This window comes from Chryseobacterium sp. YIM B08800, assembly GCF_026163565.1.
Taxonomy (GTDB): domain Bacteria; phylum Bacteroidota; class Bacteroidia; order Flavobacteriales; family Weeksellaceae; genus Chryseobacterium.
Window position 1 is genome coordinate 185,336 of sequence record NZ_JAPDKN010000011.1, and the last position, 22,896, is coordinate 208,231.

General features: G+C 33.7%; 20 protein-coding genes and 1 riboswitch. Of the genes, 17 read left to right on the top strand and 3 right to left on the bottom strand.

Annotated elements, in window-relative coordinates; all coding sequences use genetic code 11:
- Nucleotides 1–972: a glycosyltransferase family protein gene (locus tag OEW74_RS05965; RefSeq protein ID WP_265427615.1), complete on the top strand. Its 972-nt coding sequence runs from the start codon at nt 1–3 to the stop codon at nt 970–972.
- Here OEW74_RS05965 and OEW74_RS05970 read toward each other — a convergent pair.
- Nucleotides 961–1,251 (bottom strand): GNAT family N-acetyltransferase, encoded by a 291-nt coding sequence (locus OEW74_RS05970; protein ID WP_115948762.1) that lies wholly within the window; start codon nt 1,249–1,251, stop codon nt 961–963. The genes OEW74_RS05965 and OEW74_RS05970 overlap by 12 nt on opposite strands.
- Before the next feature lie 207 nt (nt 1,252–1,458).
- Here OEW74_RS05970 and OEW74_RS05975 point away from each other — a divergent pair, with 207 nt between their 5' ends.
- Complete coding sequence (locus OEW74_RS05975; protein ID WP_265427616.1) at nt 1,459–1,938, top strand: hypothetical protein; 480 nt, start codon at nt 1,459–1,461, stop codon at nt 1,936–1,938.
- A 219-nt stretch (nt 1,939–2,157) separates the two neighbouring features.
- Here OEW74_RS05975 and OEW74_RS05980 read toward each other — a convergent pair whose 3' ends face one another.
- Nucleotides 2,158–2,907 (bottom strand): RDD family protein, encoded by a 750-nt coding sequence (locus tag OEW74_RS05980; protein WP_265427617.1) that lies wholly within the window; start codon nt 2,905–2,907, stop codon nt 2,158–2,160.
- 27 nt (nt 2,908–2,934) lie between these two features.
- On the opposite strand from OEW74_RS05980, the gene OEW74_RS05985 reads away from it, so the two are divergent.
- The 9 genes from OEW74_RS05985 to OEW74_RS06025 all read left to right on the top strand — a co-directional run bounded on the left by OEW74_RS05985 (nt 2,935) and on the right by OEW74_RS06025 (nt 10,928).
- The gene (locus OEW74_RS05985) at nt 2,935–3,918 is read left to right on the top strand and encodes a stage II sporulation protein M (protein WP_265427618.1); all 984 of its coding nucleotides are present in this window, start codon (nt 2,935–2,937) and stop codon (nt 3,916–3,918) included.
- On the top strand, nt 3,902–4,864 hold the full coding sequence (locus OEW74_RS05990; RefSeq protein ID WP_265427619.1) for a DUF4013 domain-containing protein: 963 nt from the start codon (nt 3,902–3,904) through the stop codon (nt 4,862–4,864). Before OEW74_RS05985 ends, OEW74_RS05990 begins: the two co-directional genes overlap by 17 nt.
- Nucleotides 4,857–5,654: a DUF4129 domain-containing protein gene (locus tag OEW74_RS05995; protein ID WP_265427620.1), complete on the top strand. Its 798-nt coding sequence runs from the start codon at nt 4,857–4,859 to the stop codon at nt 5,652–5,654. Before OEW74_RS05990 ends, OEW74_RS05995 begins: the two co-directional genes overlap by 8 nt.
- Before the next feature lie 15 nt (nt 5,655–5,669).
- Nucleotides 5,670–6,827: a DUF4350 domain-containing protein gene (locus OEW74_RS06000; RefSeq protein WP_265427621.1), complete on the top strand. Its 1,158-nt coding sequence runs from the start codon at nt 5,670–5,672 to the stop codon at nt 6,825–6,827.
- A gap of 119 nt (nt 6,828–6,946) precedes the next feature.
- On the top strand, nt 6,947–7,414 hold the full coding sequence (tnpA, locus tag OEW74_RS06005) for an IS200/IS605 family transposase (protein WP_265427622.1): 468 nt from the start codon (nt 6,947–6,949) through the stop codon (nt 7,412–7,414).
- A gap of 217 nt (nt 7,415–7,631) precedes the next feature.
- Complete coding sequence (locus tag OEW74_RS06010; protein ID WP_265427623.1) at nt 7,632–8,672, top strand: AAA family ATPase; 1,041 nt, start codon at nt 7,632–7,634, stop codon at nt 8,670–8,672.
- 51 nt (nt 8,673–8,723) lie between these two features.
- Nucleotides 8,724–9,074 (top strand): four helix bundle protein, encoded by a 351-nt coding sequence (locus tag OEW74_RS06015; RefSeq protein ID WP_265427624.1) that lies wholly within the window; start codon nt 8,724–8,726, stop codon nt 9,072–9,074.
- Between the two features lie 54 nt (nt 9,075–9,128).
- On the top strand, nt 9,129–10,451 hold the full coding sequence (locus OEW74_RS06020; RefSeq protein ID WP_265427625.1) for a DUF58 domain-containing protein: 1,323 nt from the start codon (nt 9,129–9,131) through the stop codon (nt 10,449–10,451).
- Nucleotides 10,452–10,502: 51 nt separating this feature from the next.
- Complete coding sequence (locus OEW74_RS06025) at nt 10,503–10,928, top strand: OsmC family protein (protein WP_265427626.1); 426 nt, start codon at nt 10,503–10,505, stop codon at nt 10,926–10,928.
- An 89-nt stretch (nt 10,929–11,017) separates the two neighbouring features.
- On the opposite strand, the gene OEW74_RS06030 is transcribed toward OEW74_RS06025, so the two are convergent.
- Nucleotides 11,018–13,630, bottom strand: a complete 2,613-nt coding sequence (locus tag OEW74_RS06030) for an MGH1-like glycoside hydrolase domain-containing protein (protein WP_265427627.1) — start codon at nt 13,628–13,630, stop codon at nt 11,018–11,020.
- Nucleotides 13,631–13,816: 186 nt separating this feature from the next.
- Nucleotides 13,817–13,928: riboswitch (SAM riboswitch) on the top strand.
- A gap of 65 nt (nt 13,929–13,993) precedes the next feature.
- On the opposite strand from OEW74_RS06030, the gene OEW74_RS19680 reads away from it, so the two are divergent.
- The 6 genes from OEW74_RS19680 (at nt 13,994) to metH (ending at nt 22,840) form a co-directional block, all read left to right on the top strand.
- Nucleotides 13,994–14,932 carry an alpha/beta fold hydrolase gene (locus tag OEW74_RS19680; RefSeq protein ID WP_416207899.1) on the top strand — a complete coding sequence of 313 codons (939 nt, stop codon included), beginning with the start codon at nt 13,994–13,996 and terminating at the stop codon, nt 14,930–14,932.
- Between the two features lie 55 nt (nt 14,933–14,987).
- On the top strand, nt 14,988–16,529 hold the full coding sequence (locus OEW74_RS19685; protein ID WP_416207900.1) for an ACT domain-containing protein: 1,542 nt from the start codon (nt 14,988–14,990) through the stop codon (nt 16,527–16,529).
- A 39-nt stretch (nt 16,530–16,568) separates the two neighbouring features.
- Nucleotides 16,569–17,768 carry an O-succinylhomoserine sulfhydrylase gene (locus tag OEW74_RS06040; RefSeq protein ID WP_265427628.1) on the top strand — a complete coding sequence of 400 codons (1,200 nt, stop codon included), beginning with the start codon at nt 16,569–16,571 and terminating at the stop codon, nt 17,766–17,768.
- 231 nt (nt 17,769–17,999) lie between these two features.
- Nucleotides 18,000–19,010 (top strand): homocysteine S-methyltransferase family protein, encoded by a 1,011-nt coding sequence (locus OEW74_RS06045; protein ID WP_265427629.1) that lies wholly within the window; start codon nt 18,000–18,002, stop codon nt 19,008–19,010.
- 67 nt (nt 19,011–19,077) lie between these two features.
- Complete coding sequence (locus OEW74_RS06050) at nt 19,078–20,169, top strand: fatty acid desaturase family protein (protein ID WP_265427630.1); 1,092 nt, start codon at nt 19,078–19,080, stop codon at nt 20,167–20,169.
- 4 nt (nt 20,170–20,173) lie between these two features.
- Nucleotides 20,174–22,840: a methionine synthase gene (metH, locus tag OEW74_RS06055; protein ID WP_265427631.1), complete on the top strand. Its 2,667-nt coding sequence runs from the start codon at nt 20,174–20,176 to the stop codon at nt 22,838–22,840.
- Nucleotides 22,841–22,896: the final 56 nt, after the last annotated feature.

The window sequence follows — 22,896 nt, forward strand, 5'->3', positions numbered from 1 at the left end:
ATGAAAGTGTTATATGCATTTCAGGGAACAGGGAATGGTCATGTTGCACGAGCGCAGGAAATTATTCCTATTCTTAAAAAATATGCTTCCGTTGATACTTTGATCAGTGGTCACCAATCTCAATTAAAGGCTGATTTTCCTATTAATTTTCAACATAAAGGTATTTCTCTGCTTTATAATAAAACGGGTGGAATTTCCTATAAAAAAATCCTTTTTGAAAATAATTTCCTCGAAGCTTTTAAAACCATTAAACAAATCGATTTAAGCAAATACGATTTAATTATCAATGATTATGAGCCTTTGACAGGTTGGGCGTGCAAAACTAAAAATTTAAATATGATTGAGCTGAGCCATCAAGCTTCAATGAGTTTTAAAGAAACCCCAAAACCTGCAAAAAAAGATTTTTTCGGAGAGTTGATTTTAAAATATTATGTTCCAAGTGAACGAAAAATTGGTTTTCACTTTGAAAATTATCATTCACAAATTAAAAAACCGGTTATCAGAAAAAAAATCAGAAACCTGAATCCGGATAAAAAAGGATTTTATGTGGTATATCTTCCCAGTTTTTCTGATGAGAATATTATTAAGGTTTTAAGTGAAATTTCTGTAGAGTGGAAAGTTTTTTCCAAACACAGCAAACTTCAAAGAAAGGAAAAAAATGTTGAGATTTTTCCGATTGACGAAATTCAATATTTAAAATATTTTGAAAACTGCGACGGGATTTTATGCAATGCAGGATTTGAAACTCCCGCCGAAGCCCTTTTTATGGATAAAAAATTGTTTGTAATTCCCATTCATAATCAATATGAACAGGAATGTAATGCATGTGCTTTAGATAAAATGGGAATTCCGAATTCTAAAATTTTGGATGTAGAAGAAATTAAAAACTGGGTTGCTTCAGATCTTCATTTTCAAGTAGATTATCCTGATGATATTGAAGAAATTTTGCTGAAAGAAGTGTTAGTTTTGTAAAAAAATATCTTCAACATCATTCATTCTCCTCATTACGGCTCTTGCGTAAGAACAATGCGGATAAACCTTCCAATTGTTTTCTCTTGAAAATTTAATAGCTTCTTCCACCAAAAATTTTCCCATTCCGCGACCTTCAAATTCAGGGTGAACCAACACAAATGAAATAATCAATTTATTGTCTTCAGGGAAAATAGTATAAGTCAATCTTCCCACTTCTTTGATTTCGTTGTTGAGTGTAATGACTCCGCCATTTCCTGATTTATTGTTTTCGAATTTCATAATTTATATTTTTTGCTTATAATTAAAAATACAAAAACTGCACCGATTAGATGAGTTGCTTGTTATTTGTAATTAATGGATGTTTATTCGTTTCACTTGTCAAATTTTTTAAAACCGAATTGATTTTTTTTTCGGAATTTTTTTTTGAAAAGGAGAATTGTTTAAAAGAAAATATTAAATATTCCGTTTAATTCTTAAATTTGGCTAATGCGAAAATATCTTTATCTCATCATTTTATCACTTTCTCTTGTGAGTTGCTATACTTATCAGGTTAAAAAAACTGTAGACATACCAACAGAAAATAAGGAAAATCTTGAAAAAAATAAAGCTCTTGGAAATGTTGCTCCAGCACAAGTAGAAAATTCAAAAGCTAAATCTAAAAACCAAAAGCTGAATGTACAACAAGTTACACCTGCTCCGCTAACCATTCAGGAAAAACTTGCGCCTAATAAGAATGTGAAAATTGATGTTGATGGACGAGCTTATAAAGTAATTGTTGATCGTTGGGAAGGTGACAGCCTGGTTGTTCATCCTGTTCATAGCCGTGAGAAAGTTCTGAAATTCCACAAGAGCCAGATTAACGCCGAAAAAATTGCTGAAAAACGATTTTCACAACCTATTGCAGATATTATCACTGTAGTTGCTTATGCAGGTATTGGCTTCGGAATTTGGTCTCTTTTGCAATAGCTTTTTAATCTTTAAATAATATTTTTTTCACCATTAAGGAGTTAAGAAAATCTTTTGTGAATAAATTTTAGAAATCAATAAATTGATTTTGATTAAGTATCATTAAGCGTAACTCTTACATTCTTAATGTTAATATTTTCTCGTATTAAGTTGAAAAAAGATTCTAAAAATACTTAAAAATTCACCATTCACTTGCGAATCAAAATTTACTATTGACATTTAAATATCTTTCCCTGTATAATAATTGTAATCTTTAATAATAATTCCGATAAACTGTCTTTCGGTCATTTTTGTAGGATCTACTTCCAGTTTCAGAATGCTTTTTATTTTGTCTGAAAGTTTTGTGATGACCTGTCTGTCATCAACTCTCAGAGCTTTTAAGTAATTATCTTTTATAATTCTCATATCGTTATCGCTTAATCCGATTACCTGCGAAAAAGTAGGAACGTAATCATGATTAATATTTTCAAGAATCGTATGAGAAATATTGATATTATTTTTAAGCGAAATCACTGCAGTTCCGGAAGCGATATCTCCTAAACGCTGGTTGTTTTTAGAAACAATCATAGAAACCAAACCTACAATTCCGGCAAAGGTTGTGTCGATTAATCTGAAAACCCATCGGATCAGATAATCGCCAAAACTCGCTTGGTAGCCATCGATTTTTACTACACGTATTTTCATTACTTTTTTTCCGGGAGTTTGCCCTTCCATCAAGCTTTCCAAAACAAGAGGATAAATAGAAACAGGAAGCATAATTGCAGTATAAATTGCGACTTGAGACCATTGGTCTAAACTGTCTAAAAAATATCCCAAATTTAAAATACTGAAGAATATGTAGAATGCAGCAATGACATATGCGACTTTGATGGCACCATCAATAATGTACGCTACCATTCGTTCTCCGATACTTGCGGTGATAAAGTTAATATTTACATTTTGGGAGGTATTAATCGCAATTTGAGACATAATTTTTATTATTTTAGCCTTACAATTATGAGAGAAGTTTATTTCATTAAACAAAATAAAGAAAAATGGTTGGGAATTGAGCAGGTTGTTCAAGGGAAAATTAAAAAAAATCCTGATGACCTGTCTTCGTTGTACATTAATCTTGTTAACGATCTTTCTTTTGCCCAGACTTATTACCCGAAAAGTAATACAACGGTTTACCTTAATCATCTTTCGTCGCAGATTTTCCAGAAAATTTATAAGACGAAAAGAGTTGAAGAAAACAGGCTCGTTTATTTCTTTAAAACGGAAGTTCCTTTAATTGTTTACGAAAACAGAAGATATTTAATCTATTCATTTTTGTTCTTTATATTTTTTATGCTGATTGGCGTTCTTTCTGCAATTTATGATAAAGATTTTGCGAACCTTATCTTAAGTGAGGGTTATGTGAATATGACCATTGAAAACATCAAAGAAGGAAATGCTGTTGGTGTTTATCAGGACGGGTCAACTTGGGGAAGTACAATTGGTATTACGTTTAACAACATTGTTGTTGGTGCAAAATTATACATCTACGGAATTTTGGGTGGAGTAGGAACTTTGTATCTTCTGATGCAGAATTCTATGATGTTGGGAACTTTTCAGTACTTTTTCTACGAACACGGAGCTTTGGGAGATAGCGCAAGAGGAATCTGGCTTCACGGAACATTTGAAATTTTCAGTATGGTGGTTGAAGGAATGTGCGGTTTGATTCTTGGAACATCGATTCTTTTTCCTAGAACGCTTTCCAGATTTAATTCTTTTAAAAACGGATTTAAAAATTCATTCAAAATATTTTTAAGCACAGTTCCCTTTACCATTTGTGCAGGAATTATAGAAGGCTATGTAACGAGACATGCTTTAAAAATGCCTTTATCACTCAATCTTTTCATTATTTTTGGCTGTTTGGGAATTATTGGCTTTTATTATTTTGTATATCCTCATATTGTTAACCGAAAAATAAAAAACACGATCAATGATGCAATTTTATAAAAAAAGAGATTTCGGAGCATTTATCAGCGACAGCTTTACCTTTTTCAAATTATATGGTAAAAACTATTTCAAAAATTATATTCTGCTGAATGGCCTTTTGCTTATTCTAATGGTTGTAATATTTATTTTTGGCTACAGAGAGCTGTTTATGCAGATTTTTGGATCCAATATGAGTGGAGAAAGTTATTATTTCGAATCTTATTTTGAAGATAATATCGGAATGTTTATCGTAGTAGGATTACTTACTTTCGTGCTGTTTACAATTATGATGATTGTCAATTATCTTTTCCCTGTTTTTTATCTGAAAAGATTAGCGGAAGGAGAGTTGAAAATAAAAACGGATGATATTCTTGGTGATTTTAAGAAAAATGCAGGCAAAATAGGAAAACTTTGCCTGGGAATGGTTTTCGTTGTGACGCCACTATCCCTTATTGTAATGGGGATTTCTTATGCGTTGATATTGATTATTATTGGCTTCTTTATTATGTTGTTGGTCTATCCTGTATTATTGAATGTGGTTACTTTTTTAATGTATGATTATTTTAACAGCAAAAGAGGTTTTTTTGAAAGTTTAAGCTATTCTATACGATCTCAATTTTCCTATGCCAATGGAAGAGAAAGATCTCCATTTTGGAAATATTGGGGTGCTACAGTTGTTATTTCAATTATTCTTTATGTAATTACAACGATTTTTACAGCAATACCCATGTTTTTTTTCATGTTGAAAATCACGACTACAGCACCTGATACAAATTTTGAACAAAATCCATTTGCCGGAAGTTTCGGAATAATGATGTTTGTAACGTATGGAATTTCTTTATTGGTATCATTCTTTTTATCGAATATGCTTTATGTAAATTCAGGATTGATGTATTACGACAGCCGAAGAGATTTTCATCAGAAAGTAGAGTTGGAAGAAATTGAAACGATAGGCATCAATGAATAAATTTCTGTTTTTTTTGCTGGTTTTTCTGAATCTTGGGGTTTTAAAATCTCAGGATTACGAAGATAATGACTTTTCTGAAGTTTATATCGAAGATTCAGCAGTAACTTCGCATTACAAAAATATGTATGTTGCAGATTCTATTTTAAAAGCCAATCCTCAAACTGAAAACACGGTTTTTCCAAAGAAATTTAAAGAAAATCTACCTTCAAGATACAAAGGGAACGAGTTTGATTACTCTACTTCTAAACCCAGAGAATCGTTTTTTGAAAAACTTCAAAGGAAATTGGCTAAATTAATGCAAAGTATTTTTGGTGAAACCAGTTTAGAAACTTCATCACAGATTACGAGTGTAGTTATCCGTCTTTTTGCCATTGTATTGGTTGGGTTTTTACTTTATTTTATCATTAAATATTTAATCAGTACCAACGGAAGTTTATTTTTCGGTAAAAAGAATAAAAAAATAGAAATTAACGAAGAAGAACTTCACGAAAATATTCACGAAATCAACTTCCCGCAAAGCATTGCCAAATTTGAAAACGAAGGAGATTACCGTTCGGCAGTTCGATATCAGTTTTTATATATTCTAAAAAAATTAAGCGATAAAAAACTCATCCTTTGGAATCCCGAAAAAACAAATAAAGATTATGTTTCTGAATTGAAAGCTGCACATCTTAAAAATGAGTTTTATAATCTTTCGTATATTTTCGATTATGTTTGGTATGGCGAGTTCAGTATTGATGAGCAAAGCTATGGCAAATTTAAAAACCAGTTTCACGGATTCAAACCTTAATTAAACTTCTTTACAATGAATAAAACATTCAAAATATATGCTGTTATTTTCATCATTATTATGGTGATTTTGGCATTGCTTGAAGTGAATAAAAAGGAAGTGACAGACTGGCGAAAAAACTATGACGTTAATCAAAAATCACCTTTCGGACTTTTTGTTTTCAATAAAGAAGTAAAAGATTTGTTTAAAAATGATCTTACAAAACTTGATGTTGCACCTTACGATTACTATACAGAAAAGGATAAAAAGCCACACAATATTCTCATCGTAGAAAGCGAAATGGATACTGAATCGTGGAAGAAAATTTTAGATGAGGTTTCCAAAGGTTCGGATGCAATGATAATTGCCAACCGACTTCCAAAAAATATTTCAGATACGATCGGATTTTATGGTTCAAAAATTTCTTATGAAGACCAAAATGTTCTGAAGCTGACCGACAAAAAATATCAAAATGATTTTATTAAATTAGATAAATTCCCTTCGGGAAGAGGTTTTTCTTACGTTAAACCGAATGTTCAGATTTTAGGAAAAACAGTTGAAGAAAATAATGATGATCAGGCAAATTTTATCAAAGCACCGTTTGGGAAAGGAACAATTTATGTGCATTGCGAACCGCTTTTTTTAACGAATTATTATCTGTTACAATCAGGAAATGTAAAATACGCTCAAAGTGTTTTTTCATATTTGAAAGACAGAGAAACATTATGGTTTGTGGAAAGCAATACGAAAGAATCTCGTTCTTTATTGCGTTTTATTCTTTCTAATCCGTCTTTAAAATATGCTTGGTGGGTATTTTTAGGAGGTCTGCTTTTATTTATATTGTTTAATATAAAACGTAAACAGCGGATTGTTCCCATTATTGAACCACTTAAAAATACTTCTGCCGATTTTGTGAAAAGTATTGGGAATCTTTATTTACAGGAAGGCGATTTCCATGATATGATGGCGAAAAAAGCTCAATATTTTTTAAATAAAGTTAGGCTCGATTTTCTCATCGATACCCAAAATCTGGACGAAGAATTTACTAAAAAACTTCAGCTAAAAACAGGAAAACCTACAGAAATGGTTAATGAAGCAATCATTTTGATCAAAAAAGCACAAGATCCTTATGCAAGTGTGATGAAAGAAGATTTGGCGAGAATGAATAGTCTTTTGGATGAGATTTTAAAATAAGAATGGAAGTAAGGAAGGCTCCGTAGGAGTCTGACCTTTGTAGAAAAAAATAGAAATGTGAAAACGAGCTCCGTAGGAGCGAAACCTTTAAAAAAATATAATATTAAAAATTTTCAAAAATGCCGAATACTTATTCACAAATTTTCATTCAGCTAATTTTTGCCGTAAAAAGCAGAGATAGGCAAATTCGTGAAGAATTTCGGGAGCGTTTGGAAAAATATATTACAGGAATTATCCAGAATAATCATCAAAAGCTTTTGGCGATTTATGCAAATCCGGATCATATTCATATTTTAATTGGTTATAATGATTTGAATATTCTTATTCCTAATCTTGTGAGAGATATTAAATCTAATTCTTCAAAGCTCATTAATGAAGAAAATTGGTTTACAGGGAAATTTCATTGGCAGGAAGGTTATGGTGCATTTTCCTATTCAAAAAGCCAAATTGATTCTGTAGTGAAGTATATTTTGAATCAGAAAAAGCATCACGAAAAACAATCTTTTAAAGAAGAATATATTGAGTTTTTGACAAAATTTGAAATTGATTATAAAAATGAATACGTTTTTGAATTTTATGATGATTAAAGGTGTCGCTCCTATGGAGCTCCGCTAATTACAACATAAAACCAGCTACAAAGGTTGAACTCCTCCGGAGTTCGCCGATTTTAGATAAATTTAAAAATTTAAATATGTTTAGAATAGAAATGGCTCTGTAGGAGTCTGACTTTTGTAGAAAAAGAATAGAAATATGAAAACGAGCTCCGTAGGAGCGAAACTTTCAAAACAATAAAAACAAAATAGAATGGAAAATAACGAAGAACAGAATTTAGAAAATCAAAATTCTATCAATTTAAATAAAGAACAAAAAGATCAGGGAGAATTTCAGTCGAGAATTGATATGATTGAACTCCGTGAAAGCTTAAATAAAGTAAAAACAGAGATTGCAAAAGTAATTGTCGGACAAGAAAACATGGTCGAGCACCTTTTGGCGGCTTTACTTTCTAATGGTCATGTATTGATTGAAGGAGTTCCTGGAGTTGCAAAAACAATTACGGCAAAATTATTGGCAAAAACAATTGATGTAGATTTCAGCAGAATACAGTTTACACCGGATTTAATGCCTTCAGATATTTTGGGAACATCGGTTTTCAGCATGAAAAATTCTGAATTTGAGTTTAAAAAAGGGCCAATTTTTTCAAGCTTCATTCTGATTGACGAGATCAACCGTTCTCCTGCAAAAACTCAGGCGGCTTTGTTTGAAGTAATGGAAGAAAAGCAAATCACAATTGACGGAATCCGTTACGAAATGGACGAACCTTTTCTTGTGGTTGCTACCCAAAACCCAATCGAGCATGAAGGAACGTATAGACTTCCGGAAGCGCAGCTTGACCGATTTTTATTTAAAATCAATGTGGGTTACCCGAATCTTGAGCAGGAAGTTGCGATTATAAAAAATCAGCATGACAACAGACTTGAAGATAAGACTGAAGCGGTAAACAAAGTGATTACAGCACAACAGTTAAATAATTATCAGAAATTGGTAAAAGAAATTATTGTTGAATCTCAACTAATCGAATATATTGCTAAAATTATCATCAATACGAGAGAAAACCAATTTTTGTATTTGGGAGCTTCGCCAAGAGCAAGTTTAGCATTATTAACGGCTTCAAAAGCTTTTGCAGCATTGAGAGGCAGAGATTTTGTAACTCCTGAAGATATTAAAGAAGCAAGTTATGCAGTGTTAAGACACAGAGTAATTGTTTCGCCGGAAAGAGAAATGGAAGGTTTAACGGCTGATGAAATCATCAGACAAATTTTGGAAGGAATTGAGATTCCGAGGTAGGTTACAGGTAATAGATTTTAGGGTAATGATTCGAGTTTAAAATATTTAGGTATGGCTAATTTTAAAGAACTTTTGGTTTGGCAAAAATCAATAAATTTTGTAACTGAAATTTATGAATTGACAAATGATTTTCCTAAAGATGAAATGTACGGATTGACATCACAAATTAGGAGAGCTTCAATTTCAATTCCGTCTAATATTGCTGAAGGAAACTCAAGGAGAAGCGTTGCCGATTATTTACAATTTCTAAAAATAGCAAGAGGAAGTTGCGCAGAAGTCGAAACCCAATTAATTATTGCCCAAAATCTTAAATTTTTAAGAGAAGAATATTATTCAAAATTAAATCAAGACATTATTGAAATTTCAAAAATGCTAAACGGACTTATCAATTCATTAAAATAACTTGAAATATTTAAACGGTATTTAACTGCAACCTAAAACCTAAAATCTGCAACCTTGAAGAATCTGTACATCAATACCCGCTTTTTTTTCGCACTCATCGGTGTAGGAATGCTCTATGTTTTAGCGTTTTTCTTTCCGTTTTTTATGATTTTAGGACACGGTCTTTTATTGCTGATCTTTCTTACTGTGTTTGTTGATTATTTGCTTATTTTTAGACAGAAAGATGCGGTTTTAGCACAAAGAATTTTACCTGAAAAATTATCAAATGGTGATGAAAATGCAGTGAAAATAGATATTAAAAATAATTATAGTTTTAAAATCAATGTAAAGGTGATCGATGAAATTCCGTTTCAATTTCAGAAGAGAGATTTTTTGATCAGAAAGGAAATTCAGTCAGGAAAAAATACATTATTTCAATATTTTTTAGAACCAAAAGAACGTGGGGAATATAATTTCGGAGCTTTAAATATTTATGCTTCGTCGCCAATTGGTTTCATTTCAAAAAGATTTATATTTCAAAGAGATACTTCCTTGGCTTCTTATCCGTCGTTTGTTCACTTAAGAAAATATGAATTGATGGCACTTCAGAACGAATTTTTATTAGGTGGGATCAAAAAAATCAGAAAACTGGGACACACGATGGAGTTTGAGCAGATCAAAGAATATGTTCCCGGTGATGATGTGAGAACGATCAATTGGAAAGCGACCTCGAAAACCAATCGTTTGATGGTGAATCAGTTTCAGGACGAAAAATCGCAACGTATTTTTATGCTAATTGATAAAGGAAGAACGATGAAAATGCCTTTCAACGGCTTAAGTCTTCTCGATTATTCAATCAATGCAACAATGGCGCTTTCTCATATTATTTTGAAAAAAGGTGACCGTGCCGGAATGATGACGTTCTCTAAAAAAGCTGAAAATAAAGTTGCTGCCGAAAATAAATCAGGTCAATTGAGGAAAATTTCCGAAGCTTTATATAATATTAAAACCGATTTTTTTGAAAGTGACTTCAACAGATTGTATCAGGATGTAAAATACTCCATCAATCAAAGAAGTTTGGTTTTGCTTTTTACCAATTTTGAAACTTTGGACGGTCTAAACAGACAAATGAAATATTTGAGAGGAATTGCCAAAAACCATTTGCTTGTGGTCGTTTTCTTTAAAAATACTGAAATTCAAAAACTGATACATACTCATCCTGAAAGTATGCAGGGAATTTATGACGAAATCATTGCCGAAAAGTTTGAGTTTGAAAAAAAACTGATCATTCAGGAATTAAAAAAATACGGGATTTATTCTGTCTATACTTTGCCCGAAAACCTTAATGTGGAAGTGATTAATAAATATCTTGAGATAAAAGCAAGAGGGATTTTGTAAATTTGCAATAAGCAATAAGCAATAAGCAATAAGCAATAAGCAATAAGCAATATGAAAATTACTTTAAACAGACTCAACGACGATTTTTTATTTGAATGTACCAATGCTCAAGGAAATTCAATTTTGTTAGATAACACTTCTCAACCGGGAGCAAAAGGAGTTTCTCCTATGGAAAGTGTTTTGATGGCAGTTGCAGGATGCAGCGGAATTGATGTGGTTTCAATTTTGAAAAAACAAAGACAGGAAATTACAGAATTCAAAGCTGAGGTAGAAGGCGAAAGAGTTGCTGTAGATGATGCAAAACCATTCAAATCAATTAATGTAAAGTTTTTATTGGAAGGAAATATCGATCCTAAAAAAGCTTTGAAAGCATCAGAATTATCTTTCGAAAAATACTGTTCGGTTTCAAAAACTTTAGAGCCTAATGTAGAAATCGGGTATGAAGTTTTTGTAAACGGAGAAAAAGTTGAGCAATAGAGTGGGAGAGTTTTAGTGTTTGAGAGTTGTTGAAAATTTTACTTATTCAACAACTCTCAAACACTACTTCACTCAAACCCTCCAACCAATTACGCCAATCTCGGCTTCATCAATTTAGCCACAGTTGCGGTCCATCCTGTTTGATGTGAAGCTCCAACTCCGCGACCATTGTCACCGTGGAAATATTCAAAAAATGTGATGTAATCTTTGAAGTTTGGGTCATAATTAAATTTATAATTTCCGCCGTTGAAAGCACGTTGTCCGCTTTCATCTTTCAGGAAAATAGAGCAGAGTCTTCCGCTGATATTTTGGGCAACTTCATCTAAATTTTTCTTTTCACCACTTCCGGTAGGTAATTCTACTTTTAAACTGTTTCCATAATAAAAATGAAAACGTTGTAAGCTTTCAACAATCAGAAAGTTAATCGGAAACCAAATCGGACCGCGCCAATTACTGTTTCCGCCAAACATTCTGCTGTCACTTTCTGCAGGTGTATAATAAACGACATTTTTGTTGCCGTGAACTGTGAATACAAAAGGATTTTCTTCATAAACCTTAGACATTGCACGGATTCCATAAGAACTTAGAAATTCTTTTTCATCCAACATTCTAGTCAGAACTTTTGTAAGTCGGTTTTTACGGAGAATACTCATCAAATGTTTTCTGCCACTTCCTTCTTCCTCCCAGTGAGAAACTAAAGAGGTAAGTTCAGGTTTGTTTTTCAAAACCCAATCCATTCTTTCACGGAAATTAGGCATTTTACTCAGCAGGTGATGGTCGATAATTTCAACCGCAAACAAAGGAATCAGCCCAACGATACTTCTCAGTCTTAGAGAAACACTTTCTCCGTTTGCCAATTGTAAAACGTCATAAAAGAAGCCGTCTTCCTCGTTCCAAAGTCCTTCTTTGCCTTCACCCATGTTTTCCATGGCTTCCGCAATATAAAGGTAGTGTTCAAAAAACTTGATGGCCATATCTTCGTAAACCTGATAATATTGAGCCAATTCCATAGAAATTCGCATCATGTTGAGCGCATACATTGCCATCCAGCTCGTTCCATCAGCTTGCTCAAGATGTTCGCCGTCTTTCAGTTCCATATTTCGGTCAAAAGCACCGATGTTATCTAATCCTAAAAATCCGCCACCAAAAATATTTTTCCCGTTTTTATCTTTTCTGTTGACCCACCAGGTAAAATTCAACAATAGTTTTTGAAAAACTTTTTCGAGGAATAAAAGGTCTGGTTTTCCGTTTGTTTTTTCATCAATTTTAAAAACCCTGAAGCACGACCATGCATGAACGGGTGGATTAACATCACTCAAATTCCATTCATAAGCAGGCATTTGTCCGTTCGGGTGCATATACCATTCTTTGGTAAGCAAAAGCAATTGGTTTTTCGCAAAATCTGCATCAATAATGGCAAAAGGAACACAATGGAATGCCAAATCCCAAGTCGCATACCAAGGATATTCCCATTTATCGGGCATTGAGATGATGTCTTTATTGTGAAGATGTTCCCATTCTGTATTTCTTACATAATGATTAAAATCTCTCGGAGCTTCATAATTAGGGTCACCTTTCAGCCATTTTCCTACATTATAATGATAGAATTGTTTGTTCCAAAGAAGCCCTGCAAAAGCCTGTCGCTGCACATTTTTTTCATCATCATTAAATATATCCTGCTGAATCTCATCATAAAATTCATTCGCTTCATTAATTCTTGCATTAAAAATATCATCAAACTGATAAAAAGCATCATCCATATCATACGGTGACAACCTGAATTCAAAAACTTCAGATTGACCTCCTTCGATGATTTCATCAATGATAAAAGCGGCTTTTGTACCTTTTTTTTCAGGATTTACAGTGTTTTGCTGATGAATAATATAATCGTTGATTCCGTCTTTATAGTAAGTGTTTTCTACAGACGGAGTGCCATGAAGTTTGGGGTTATTGGTTTCATTTTCACAGAAAACCTGTTCTGCATTTTTATTTTTTGAATAAAACTTTTTAATAGGAATACTGTCGTGAACCACGTTAATGCAACCTTCTTTCCCGCTTTCTACCTGACCTTTGTATTCATTATAACCCCATTTCCAGTTATTTCTAAACCATGTCGTGGGTAAAATTACAATTGGTGCAGCCTGATTGCTTCTGTTGCAAACGGTAACACGTATTAAAATATCATGAGCATCAGATTTACAGTATTCTATGAAAATATCGAAATATTCATCTTTATCAAAAATTCCGGTATCGAAAAGTTCATATTCAGCTTCTTTTTTGGTACGTCTTGCGTTTTCAGCTACGATATCGTCATAAGGAAATTCATTGATAGGATATTTGTACACCATTTTCATATAGCTGTGAGTAGGTGTATTATCAAGATAGTAGAAAATTTCTTTAATGTCTTCCCCGTGATTTCCCTGCGGATTGCTCAACCCGAAAAGACGTTCTTTTATTCTTTTATCTTTTTTGTTCCAAAATGAGAGGGCAAAACAAAAAAGCTGTTTGGTATCTGAAATCCCTGCGATTCCTTCTTCGCCCCATCGATAGGTGTGGCTTTCTGCAATATCATGGTTTGCAAAATGCCAAGCATTTCCGTTGGGGCTGTAGTCTTCACGCACATTTCCCCATTGTCTGTTGCTTACATAAGGTCCCCAGTTTTTCCAGTCTTTATCTTGTGATCTTTGCTTTTCGATGTTCATTTTCAGCCATTTTCATGGCTAAGTTAATTTTTTTGATAAATAATTCCAATTTTTTTAATCTGAATAATTATTAACAATCTTCTCAAAACCCTGCTGTGATTACGTTTTATATTATTTATTAATTTTTTTTAATTTTTAAAATAAAAAGTTTTATCTTTGCACCATTCGTTCATTTACATATTGAAAATGTTATCAAGAAAGGTTGAGGGATTAGACCCTGTGAAACCTTAGCAACCCTTTGCGCAAGCAGAGAAGGTGCTACGTTCTACCAAATAAATTTATTTTGGACAGATAACTTACTGAAGTTCTTTTCAGCCATTCTTCTCATGGCATTTTCAAATTTATTTTTTAATGATTATAAAATTGAAAACAGAACTGCAACATATTAATTTTTTGTACAAAACCGATTCTCAGAAAGAATACCATATCCCGTTAAGCTACCAGCTTTTCGGGAAAGAGCTCTTTTCAGCACCCATTATTTTGGTAAATCATGCCTTAACCGGAAACTCAAATGTTGCTGGAGAAAAAGGTTGGTGGAAACAACTGATTGGTGAAAATCAGGTGATTGATACAAATAAATATACTGTACTATGTTTCAATATTCCCGGAAACGGTTACGATGATTTTTTTATTGACGAATATTCAGATTTTACCCCTTCAGATATTGCAAATATATTTCTGAAAGGTCTTGAATCTTTAAATATTAAAAACATATACGCTCTGATTGGAGGATCTTTGGGTGGAGGAATCGGCTGGGAAATGCTTTCGAAAAAGCCAGATTTAGCTGAAATTTTTATTCCGATTGCCTGCGATTTTAAAACACATGACTGGTTGCATGCTCAATGTCTCGTTCAGAAATTTTTATTAAACGGAAATGATGAACCGCTTAAAAAAGCAAGAATTCATGCGATGTTGTGCTACAGAACACCTCAGTCTTTAAACGACAGATTTCAAAATAAATTTAATCAGGAAAAACAGCAGTTAGAATCTGAAGATTGGTTGACTTATCATGGTAATTCTCTTGCCGAAAGATTTAGTTTAAAGTCTTATCAACTGATGAATCATTTACTGATGAATATCAATACAAACGAAAATATGTTGGATAAAATTCAGGCACGAATGCACATGATCTCTGTAGATACTGATTTGTTTTTTCCTGCCTCTGAAATCAGAAACGGCTTTGAAAAGCTAAAGGGAAATAAAAAAGATGTTTTCTATCACGAGATCAAATCAGTTCATGGGCATGATGCCTTCTTAATGGAATATAGTCAATTAAATAATATCATAAATAACATTTTATAAGAGAAAAAGGAGTTAAAGGTAATTCCGTCTTATAAAAAAATAAAAAAGGTTACAGATGAAAAGTAATGCAAACGAAATAAAACTTTTAAAGAACAGATCAATCATCAAATTTGAAGGAGAAGATTTTTTAGGTGAAATAGGGATTGATGGAAGAGTGTTTAAAGCGCTTACATTTGCGCGTATCAGTGTTGGGATAATTTCTCAGCAGGCTGTTGAAAATGGATTGTCAATTCTTGTACATGAAGATGATTCTGAAAAAGCAGTAAACTGTCTTATCGAAGAATTTGCTACGGAAAGAAGATCAGGAAAAGTTACTCAGATCTACAGCATCAACAATGTTTCTGTCATTGGTTTTGTGGCAGAAGATCTCAATAAAATACTTTCAGAACTGGCAAGAAATAACGTTTTCCCATTGCTTTTAAATCAGAATTCAAGCGAGAAACGTATCAATATTGTTGTAACATCTTCTCAGGATGAGAAAACTAAAAATATCATTGAATCTGAAATTTTCAAAAAACCAAAAACAGTTCACTTGGCAATTATCGGTCACGGAAATGTGGGGAAAACTTTGATAGAGCAGGTTTTACATTCTTCGGAAGAAATTAAAAGAAGAAAAAATATACATCTGAAAGTAGTTGCTGTTGCTAATTCAAGAAAAATTGCTTTCAACAAAAAAGGATTTGATAACCAATGGAGCAATGAGGTTTTTGCCTCTGAAAAAAACTCTAATGTAGACGAATTAATTAATTTCTCTAAAGAAAATCAGCTTGAAAATCTAATTGTTGTTGATAATACAGCAAGTACAGATTTTGTTAAAAACTACCATGCTTTGGCAGAAAACGGGTTTGATTTGGTGTCTTCAAACAAAATTTTCAACACTTTACCTATTGAAGAATACCGTAAACTAAGATATACGTTGAACAAAAATAACAAACGTTATCTCTATGAAACTAATGTTGGTGCTGGTTTACCGTTAATCGATACCATAAAACTTTTACATCTTTCCGGTGAAAATATCACAAGGATTAAAGGTGTTTTTTCAGGAACATTGAGTTATGTATTCAATAATTTTTCTTTGAGAGGTGATAAGTTTTCAACCATCGTCAATGAAGCTTTAGAAAAAGGTTTCACAGAACCAGATCCAAGAGAAGATTTATCAGGAAACGATGTAGCGAGAAAATTATTGATTTTGGCTAGAGAGCTAGATTTAATCAATGAATTTAATGACATCAACATTCAAAACTTAGTTCCACAAACTTTGCTTTCTGTTTCTAAACAGGAATTTCTTTCAAGGTTAGAAGAATTAGATGAAGAATATGATAAAATTAAGAAAAACCAAGAGTCTGGTCACGTTTTAAGATATGTAGGAGATTTGCACGGAGATTTACAAAAAGAAAAAGGTAACCTTGATGTGAAATTGATTTCTGTTCCTGCAACTTCAGCTTTAGGGCAACTGAAAGGTTCAGATTCTATTTTTGAGATCTATACCGAAAGTTATGGTGAAAATCCAATTGTCATCATGGGAGCCGGAGCCGGAGCAAAAGTAACAGCGAGAGGAGTTTTCGGAGATATCTTAAGATTAAGTGAAACGAAATAAGAATCAAGAGACAAGATTTAAGAACCAAGATATAAAAAAATGAGCCAAGATAAACTGTCAACTGACAACCACCAACCATCAACTAATTTCGAAACCTTAGCCATTCGCACTCAAACCGAAAGAACTCAGTTTGACGAGCATTCTACGCCTTTATATCTCACTTCAAGCTTCGTTTTTGAAGATGCAGAAGATATGAGAGCGAGTTTTGCCGAAGAAAAATCTAAAAATCTATACAGCCGATTTTCAAATCCTAATGTCACAGAATTTACCGATAAAATTGTAAAAATGGAGGGCGCAGAAGCAGGATATGCTTTTGCAACCGGAATGGCGGCAATTTATTCCACGTTTGCCACCTTGCTAAATGCGGGTGATCACATTGTAAGCTGTCAGTCAGTTTTCGGATCTACGCACACGTTGTTCACCAAGTATTTCCCAAAATGGAATATCGAGACAACGTATTTCAAAGCAGAAGATGCTGAAAATGTTGAACAATACATTAAACCAAATACAAAAATCTTGTACTTGGAAACGCCGACCAATCCGGCGATTGAAGTATTAGATTTAGAATTTTTCGGACAGATTGCAAAGAAACACGATCTTATTTTCATTGTGGATAACTGTTTTGCAACTCCATACCTACAGCAACCCATAAAATACGGTGCAGATATCGTTGTTCACTCGGCTACAAAATTAATTGACGGTCAAGGTCGTGTTTTGGGTGGAGTAGCGGTTGGTAGAGAAGATTTGATTCGTGAAATTTATCTTTTCGCAAGAAATACCGGACCAGCAATGTCGCCTTTCAATGCGTGGGTCTTATCTAAAAGCCTGGAAACTTTGGCAATTCGTGTGGAAAGACATTGTGAAAATGCTTTAAAAGTTGCAGAATTTTTAGAAAGCCATCCAAGTGTTGATTTGGTAAAATATCCGTTTTTAAAATCACATCCTAATTATGAGATTGCCAAAAGACAAATGAAATTAGGCGGAAATATTGTCGCTTTTGAGATTAAAGGTGGCATCGAAGGTGGTAGAAATTTTTTAGATAAAATAAAAATGTGCTCGCTTTCTGCCAATTTAGGCGATACTCGAACAATTGTCACGCATCCTGCATCAACAACCCATTCCAAACTTTCTGATGAAGAAAGAAATGAGGTTGGAATTACGGCTGGTTTGGTTCGTTGCTCGGTAGGTTTAGAAAATGTGGAAGATATTATTGCAGATTTACAACAGGCATTAGATTAAATTAATTTGGGCAGCTTTATCCGCCTGAATTTATCCTGAGCTTGTCGAAGGACCTCGTTCAAGTCGGGCTGCAAAGATTCAGCGTAAAAGTCAGCCTTGTCAAGGTTCAAAACCTTGACAAGGCTTAAAAATAAAAAGTTTGAAATAAATAAAGAGTCCTGAAAGGACGATTTAAATCAGAATAGGATAAAATCCTATTAAAATGAAAAGAACAATTTCAAAAAAAGTAAAATGAAAAATTCAGAACAACTATACAAAGCATTATCCGAAAGAATTTTAATTCTCGACGGAGCGATGGGAACAATGCTTCAGCGATATAAATTCGAAGAAGAAGATTACCGTGGCGAGCGTTTTAAAGATTGGGAGCATCCTGTAAAAGGAAACAACGATCTTCTTTCTCTTACGCAACCAAAAGCCATTGAAGAAGTTCACAGAAAATACCTAGAATCTGGAGCCGATATTTTGGAAACAAATACTTTTTCAGGAACTACAATTGCGATGGCAGATTATCACATGGAAGATTTAGTTTACGAACTGAATTACGAGTCTGCAAAAATTGCCAGAAAAGTTTGTGATGAATTTACGGCTAAAAATCCCGACAAACCAAGATTTGTTGCAGGCTCAATTGGCCCGACAAACAGAACGGCAAGTTTAAGTCCGGATGTGAATGACCCGGGTTATCGTGCGATTACTTTTGAAGAATTAAGATTAGCCTATAAACAACAGTCAGAAGCTTTGTTAGACGGCGGTTCGGATATTCTTTTAGTAGAAACAATTTTCGATACGTTGAATGCAAAAGCTGCATTATTTGCGATCGACGAAATTCAGGAAGAAAGAGGAATTGAAATCCCAATCATGGTTTCAGGAACGATTACGGATGCTTCAGGAAGAACATTGAGCGGACAAACCGCAGAAGCTTTTTTGATCTCCGTTTCGCATTTAAATTTATTAAGTGTCGGGTTCAATTGTGCTTTGGGAGCAAACCAATTAACACCTTATTTGGAAACATTGGCGCATAATTCAGACTTTTTTGTTTCGGCATATCCCAACGCAGGTTTACCAAATGCTTTCGGGCAATATGACGAATCTCCCGAATTTATGGCTGAGCAAATCAGAGAATATGTAGAAAAAGGATTGATTAATATTATTGGTGGATGTTGTGGTACAACGCCGGAACACATCAAAGCAATCGCTGATTTAGTAGATAAATACGAACCTAGAAAAGTGAAAAATTTTGTATGATTTTTGATTGTTGAAAATTTAGAACGAGTACACAAATACTTTTTTTAAATACAAAAACAACAATCCCATGGAAAAGCCAATTTACCTCAAAAATCCGGACGACGCCAAACTGTTTAATGAATTAAGAAAAAGAGTGAACCAGCGAGTAGAAAAACTTCCTCAAAATAGAGATGTTTATATTAAGATCAAAGCGATTATTTTGCCTTTGATCTATTTTGGCTTGTATCTATTTGCTCTTTTAAATGCAAATCAGCCGTGGATTTATATTTCGAGTTTTGTTTTAATGGGAATTTCATTGGTTTTAATTTATCTGAATTTAATTCATGAAGCAGCTCACAATAATATTTTTAAAAGCAAAAAACTGAACGGTTTTGTTTTGCAAATTTTTGATTTTGTAGGAGCCAACTCATATATCTGGAAAAAAAGACATATTGCAGCTCATCACGCTTACCCAAATGTTGACGGTTGGGATACCGACATCGAGCAGAGCGGACTTTTATTAATCGTTCCCTGGATTAAAGCAAAGGGAATACAAAAATATCAACATTTCTTTTTCTTTCTGGTCTATCCACTTTATTTATTTAATTGGATGTTTATCAGAGATTTTAGAGATTTTTTTGATAATGAAAGGGTGATTTTGAAAACTCAGGGAAGAATTCCGGTTTCAGAAAAAATTAAAATGATCAGTTTCAAACTCTTTTACTTTTTCTACCAGATAGCCGTGCCTGTTTTATTTTTTAAAGTTTCCATGGGATTAGCTTTGGGAGCTTGGTTTTTACAGGTGATTGCAGCAAGTATTTTTGCACTTTTTGTGTTGTTGCCTTTACATCCGCTTCCAGATAATGCTTTTCCGAAATTGGATGAAAAAAACGGACTTCCATTCAGTTGGCTTCGTCATCAATTGGAAGTAACAAATGATTTAAAAGAAAATAATTGGTTTGTTAGAAATATGTTAGGGAATTTCAATTTTCACGTTGCCCATCATCTTTTTCCGAATTACAGTTATATGTATTATAACGAAATCACCGAGGAAATTGAGCAGTTTGCCAAAGAAAATAATCTGGGTTATAAACGATTTCCAATTTTTACCGCTTTAGGCAAACATGTCGATTTGCTGAAGCAAAATGCGAATAACGCTTATTTTATTTTAGAAGAATAATTAAATGAAATATTTAAGATTATCAGGGCTTGAACCTCTGATTATTACTCCGGAATCAAATTTCATCAACGTTGGTGAAAGAACCAATGTTGCCGGATCTAAAAAGTTTTTAAGATTAATAAAGGAAGAAAAATTTTCTGAAGCTTTAGATATTGCCCGTGATCAGGTCGATGGAGGCGCTCAGATTCTTGATGTTAATTTTGACGATGGTTTGATCGATGGAAAAGCTTCCATGATCAAATTCCTTAACCTGATAGGTTCTGAACCGGATATTTCCAAAATCCCAATCATGGTCGATTCTTCCAAATGGGAAATTTTGGAAGCAGGTCTTCAGGTTGTACAAGGAAAATGTGTGGTAAACTCTATCAGCTTAAAAGAAGGAAAAGAAGAGTTTGTAAAGCATGCCAAAGCAATCAAAAGATATGGAGCAGCAGTTATTGTAATGGCTTTTGATGAGGTTGGGCAAGCAGATAATTACGAAAGAAGACTTGAAATTACCAAAAGATCGTATGATATTTTGGTTAATGAAGTTAAGTTTCCTGCAGAAGATATTATTTTCGATTTAAATATATTTCCGGTGGCAACCGGGATGGAAGAACACCGAAGAAACGCAATCGATTTCATCGAAGCAACACGTTGGGTAAGACAAAATCTTCCTTATGCTTCGGTAAGTGGAGGAGTTTCAAATGTTTCATTTTCTTTTAGAGGAAATGATACGGTACGTGAAGCGATGCACTCGGTTTTCCTTTATCATGCGATTCAAGCTGGGATGAATATCGGAATTGTAAACCCAGCAATGCTTGAAGTTTATGATGAAATTAATAAAGAGCTTTTAGAACTCGTTGAAGATGTAATTCTTGATAAAAGAGAAGATGCAACGGAGCGCCTTTTAGATTATTCAGAACGAAATAAATCGGTAAAAAAAGAAAAGGTTGAAGAGTTAGAATGGCGTACTCATTCTTTACAGGAGAGAATTACGCATTCTTTGGTGAAAGGAATCGACCGTTTTATAGAAGAAGATGTAGAAGAAGCAAGGTTGCTGTCTGAGCGACCTCTTCATGTAATTGAAGTCAATCTGATGACCGGAATGGGTGTAGTTGGAGATTTGTTTGGAAGCGGAAAAATGTTCCTTCCGCAGGTTGTAAAGTCTGCTCGTGTAATGAAAAAAGCGGTGGCTTATCTTCAACCATTCATCGAAGCTGAAAAAGATCAGACTCAGAAGGCCAACGGAAAAATTTTAATGGCAACCGTAAAAGGTGATGTTCACGATATTGGAAAAAATATTGTAAGCGTGGTTTTGGGTTGTAACAATTACGAAATTGTCGACTTGGGAGTAATGGTTCCTGCCGAAAAGATTATTCAGGCGGCGATTGATCATCAGGTTGATGTTATCGGTTTGAGTGGATTGATCACACCAAGTTTAGATGAAATGGTGTACATCGCATCAGAATTGGAAAGACAAAATCTTAATTTTCCTTTATTAATCGGTGGTGCAACGACTTCAAAAGCGCATACTGCAGTTAAGATTGATCTAAAATATAAAAACGCGGTCGTTCATGTAAACGATGCTTCCAGAGCAGTAAATGTTGTAAGTTCTCTTTTAGGAGATCGAAATAAAGAATATGTAGACGATCTTAAAAATGATTATTCAGATTTTCGTGAAAAGTTTCTGAACAGACAGGTTGATAAAGAGTATGTATCGCTTGAACAAGCAAGAACTGATAAATTTAAAATAGATTGGGAAAATGAAGAAATATTTACTCCAAATCAATTAGGAATTCAGGTTTTTGAAAATCAGGATTTGGAAGAATTGGTTCCATTTATCGATTGGTCACCATTTTTCAGAAGTTGGGATCTGCATGGAAAATATCCGAATATCCTTGAAGATGAAGTTGTAGGTGAGCAAGCCAAAGAGTTATTTGCAGACGGGCAGAAAATTTTAAAGAAAATTGTTGATGAAAAATTATTAACAGCAAAAGCCATCTTTGGAATTTTTAAAGCCAATTCAAACGAAACTGATGATATTCTGATCTTTGATGAAAATGATGATGAACAAGTTAAATTTTTGACCTTAAGACAGCAGGTTCAAAAGTCAAAAGGAAAAGATTATTTGGCATTAAGTGATTTTATAGCTCCGAAAAGCTCCGGAAAAACCGATTACATGGGAGCTTTTTGTGTAACAACAGGTTTCGGAACCGATGAATTATCAGACCAATATGAAAAAGATAATGACGACTATAATGCGATTATGGTAAAAGCTATCGCCGATCGTTTTGCAGAAGCTTATGCTGAATTTTTGCATAAAAAAGTCCGTACAGAATATTGGGGATATGCCAATCAGGAAAATTTAAGCAATGAAGAATTAATTGCCGAAAAATATAAAGGAATTCGTCCTGCTCCTGGTTATCCCGCGTGCCCTGACCATTTGGAAAAGCATGCAATTTGGGATCTTTTGAAAGTGAAAGAAAACATCGGAGTTTATCTTACTGAAAGTTTAGCGATGTTTCCTACAGCGGCAGTTTCCGGATATTATTTTGGAAGCCCACATGCAAAGTATTTTGGTTTAGGAAAAATCACAGAAGAACAGGTGAAAGAGTATTCAGAAAGAAAAGGGATTGCTTTGCAGGAAGCGAGAAAATGGTTGTCTCCAAATTTAGCAGACGGAATTTAATTTTTGGATTTTGCGTCGGCGAAGCCGACGCAAAATCCAAAATCTTTTAAAAAAAT

What these genes read in the sequence shown, in the direction of transcription:
- OEW74_RS05965 (WP_265427615.1), top strand. Translation starts at nt 1, where the DNA reads ATGAAAGTGTTATATGCATTTCAGGGAACAGGGAATGGTCATGTTGCA.
- OEW74_RS05970 (WP_115948762.1), bottom strand. Translation starts at nt 1,251, where the DNA reads ATGAAATTCGAAAACAATAAATCAGGAAATGGCGGAGTCATTACACTC.
- OEW74_RS05975 (WP_265427616.1), top strand. Translation starts at nt 1,459, where the DNA reads ATGCGAAAATATCTTTATCTCATCATTTTATCACTTTCTCTTGTGAGT.
- OEW74_RS05980 (WP_265427617.1), bottom strand. Translation starts at nt 2,907, where the DNA reads ATGTCTCAAATTGCGATTAATACCTCCCAAAATGTAAATATTAACTTT.
- OEW74_RS05985 (WP_265427618.1), top strand. Translation starts at nt 2,935, where the DNA reads ATGAGAGAAGTTTATTTCATTAAACAAAATAAAGAAAAATGGTTGGGA.
- OEW74_RS05990 (WP_265427619.1), top strand. Translation starts at nt 3,902, where the DNA reads ATGATGCAATTTTATAAAAAAAGAGATTTCGGAGCATTTATCAGCGAC.
- OEW74_RS05995 (WP_265427620.1), top strand. Translation starts at nt 4,857, where the DNA reads ATGAATAAATTTCTGTTTTTTTTGCTGGTTTTTCTGAATCTTGGGGTT.
- OEW74_RS06000 (WP_265427621.1), top strand. Translation starts at nt 5,670, where the DNA reads ATGAATAAAACATTCAAAATATATGCTGTTATTTTCATCATTATTATG.
- tnpA (WP_265427622.1), top strand. Translation starts at nt 6,947, where the DNA reads ATGCCGAATACTTATTCACAAATTTTCATTCAGCTAATTTTTGCCGTA.
- OEW74_RS06010 (WP_265427623.1), top strand. Translation starts at nt 7,632, where the DNA reads ATGGAAAATAACGAAGAACAGAATTTAGAAAATCAAAATTCTATCAAT.
- OEW74_RS06015 (WP_265427624.1), top strand. Translation starts at nt 8,724, where the DNA reads ATGGCTAATTTTAAAGAACTTTTGGTTTGGCAAAAATCAATAAATTTT.
- OEW74_RS06025 (WP_265427626.1), top strand. Translation starts at nt 10,503, where the DNA reads ATGAAAATTACTTTAAACAGACTCAACGACGATTTTTTATTTGAATGT.
- OEW74_RS06030 (WP_265427627.1), bottom strand. Translation starts at nt 13,630, where the DNA reads ATGAACATCGAAAAGCAAAGATCACAAGATAAAGACTGGAAAAACTGG.
- OEW74_RS19685 (WP_416207900.1), top strand. Translation starts at nt 14,988, where the DNA reads ATGAAAAGTAATGCAAACGAAATAAAACTTTTAAAGAACAGATCAATC.
- OEW74_RS06040 (WP_265427628.1), top strand. Translation starts at nt 16,569, where the DNA reads ATGAGCCAAGATAAACTGTCAACTGACAACCACCAACCATCAACTAAT.
- OEW74_RS06045 (WP_265427629.1), top strand. Translation starts at nt 18,000, where the DNA reads ATGAAAAATTCAGAACAACTATACAAAGCATTATCCGAAAGAATTTTA.
- OEW74_RS06050 (WP_265427630.1), top strand. Translation starts at nt 19,078, where the DNA reads ATGGAAAAGCCAATTTACCTCAAAAATCCGGACGACGCCAAACTGTTT.
- metH (WP_265427631.1), top strand. Translation starts at nt 20,174, where the DNA reads ATGAAATATTTAAGATTATCAGGGCTTGAACCTCTGATTATTACTCCG.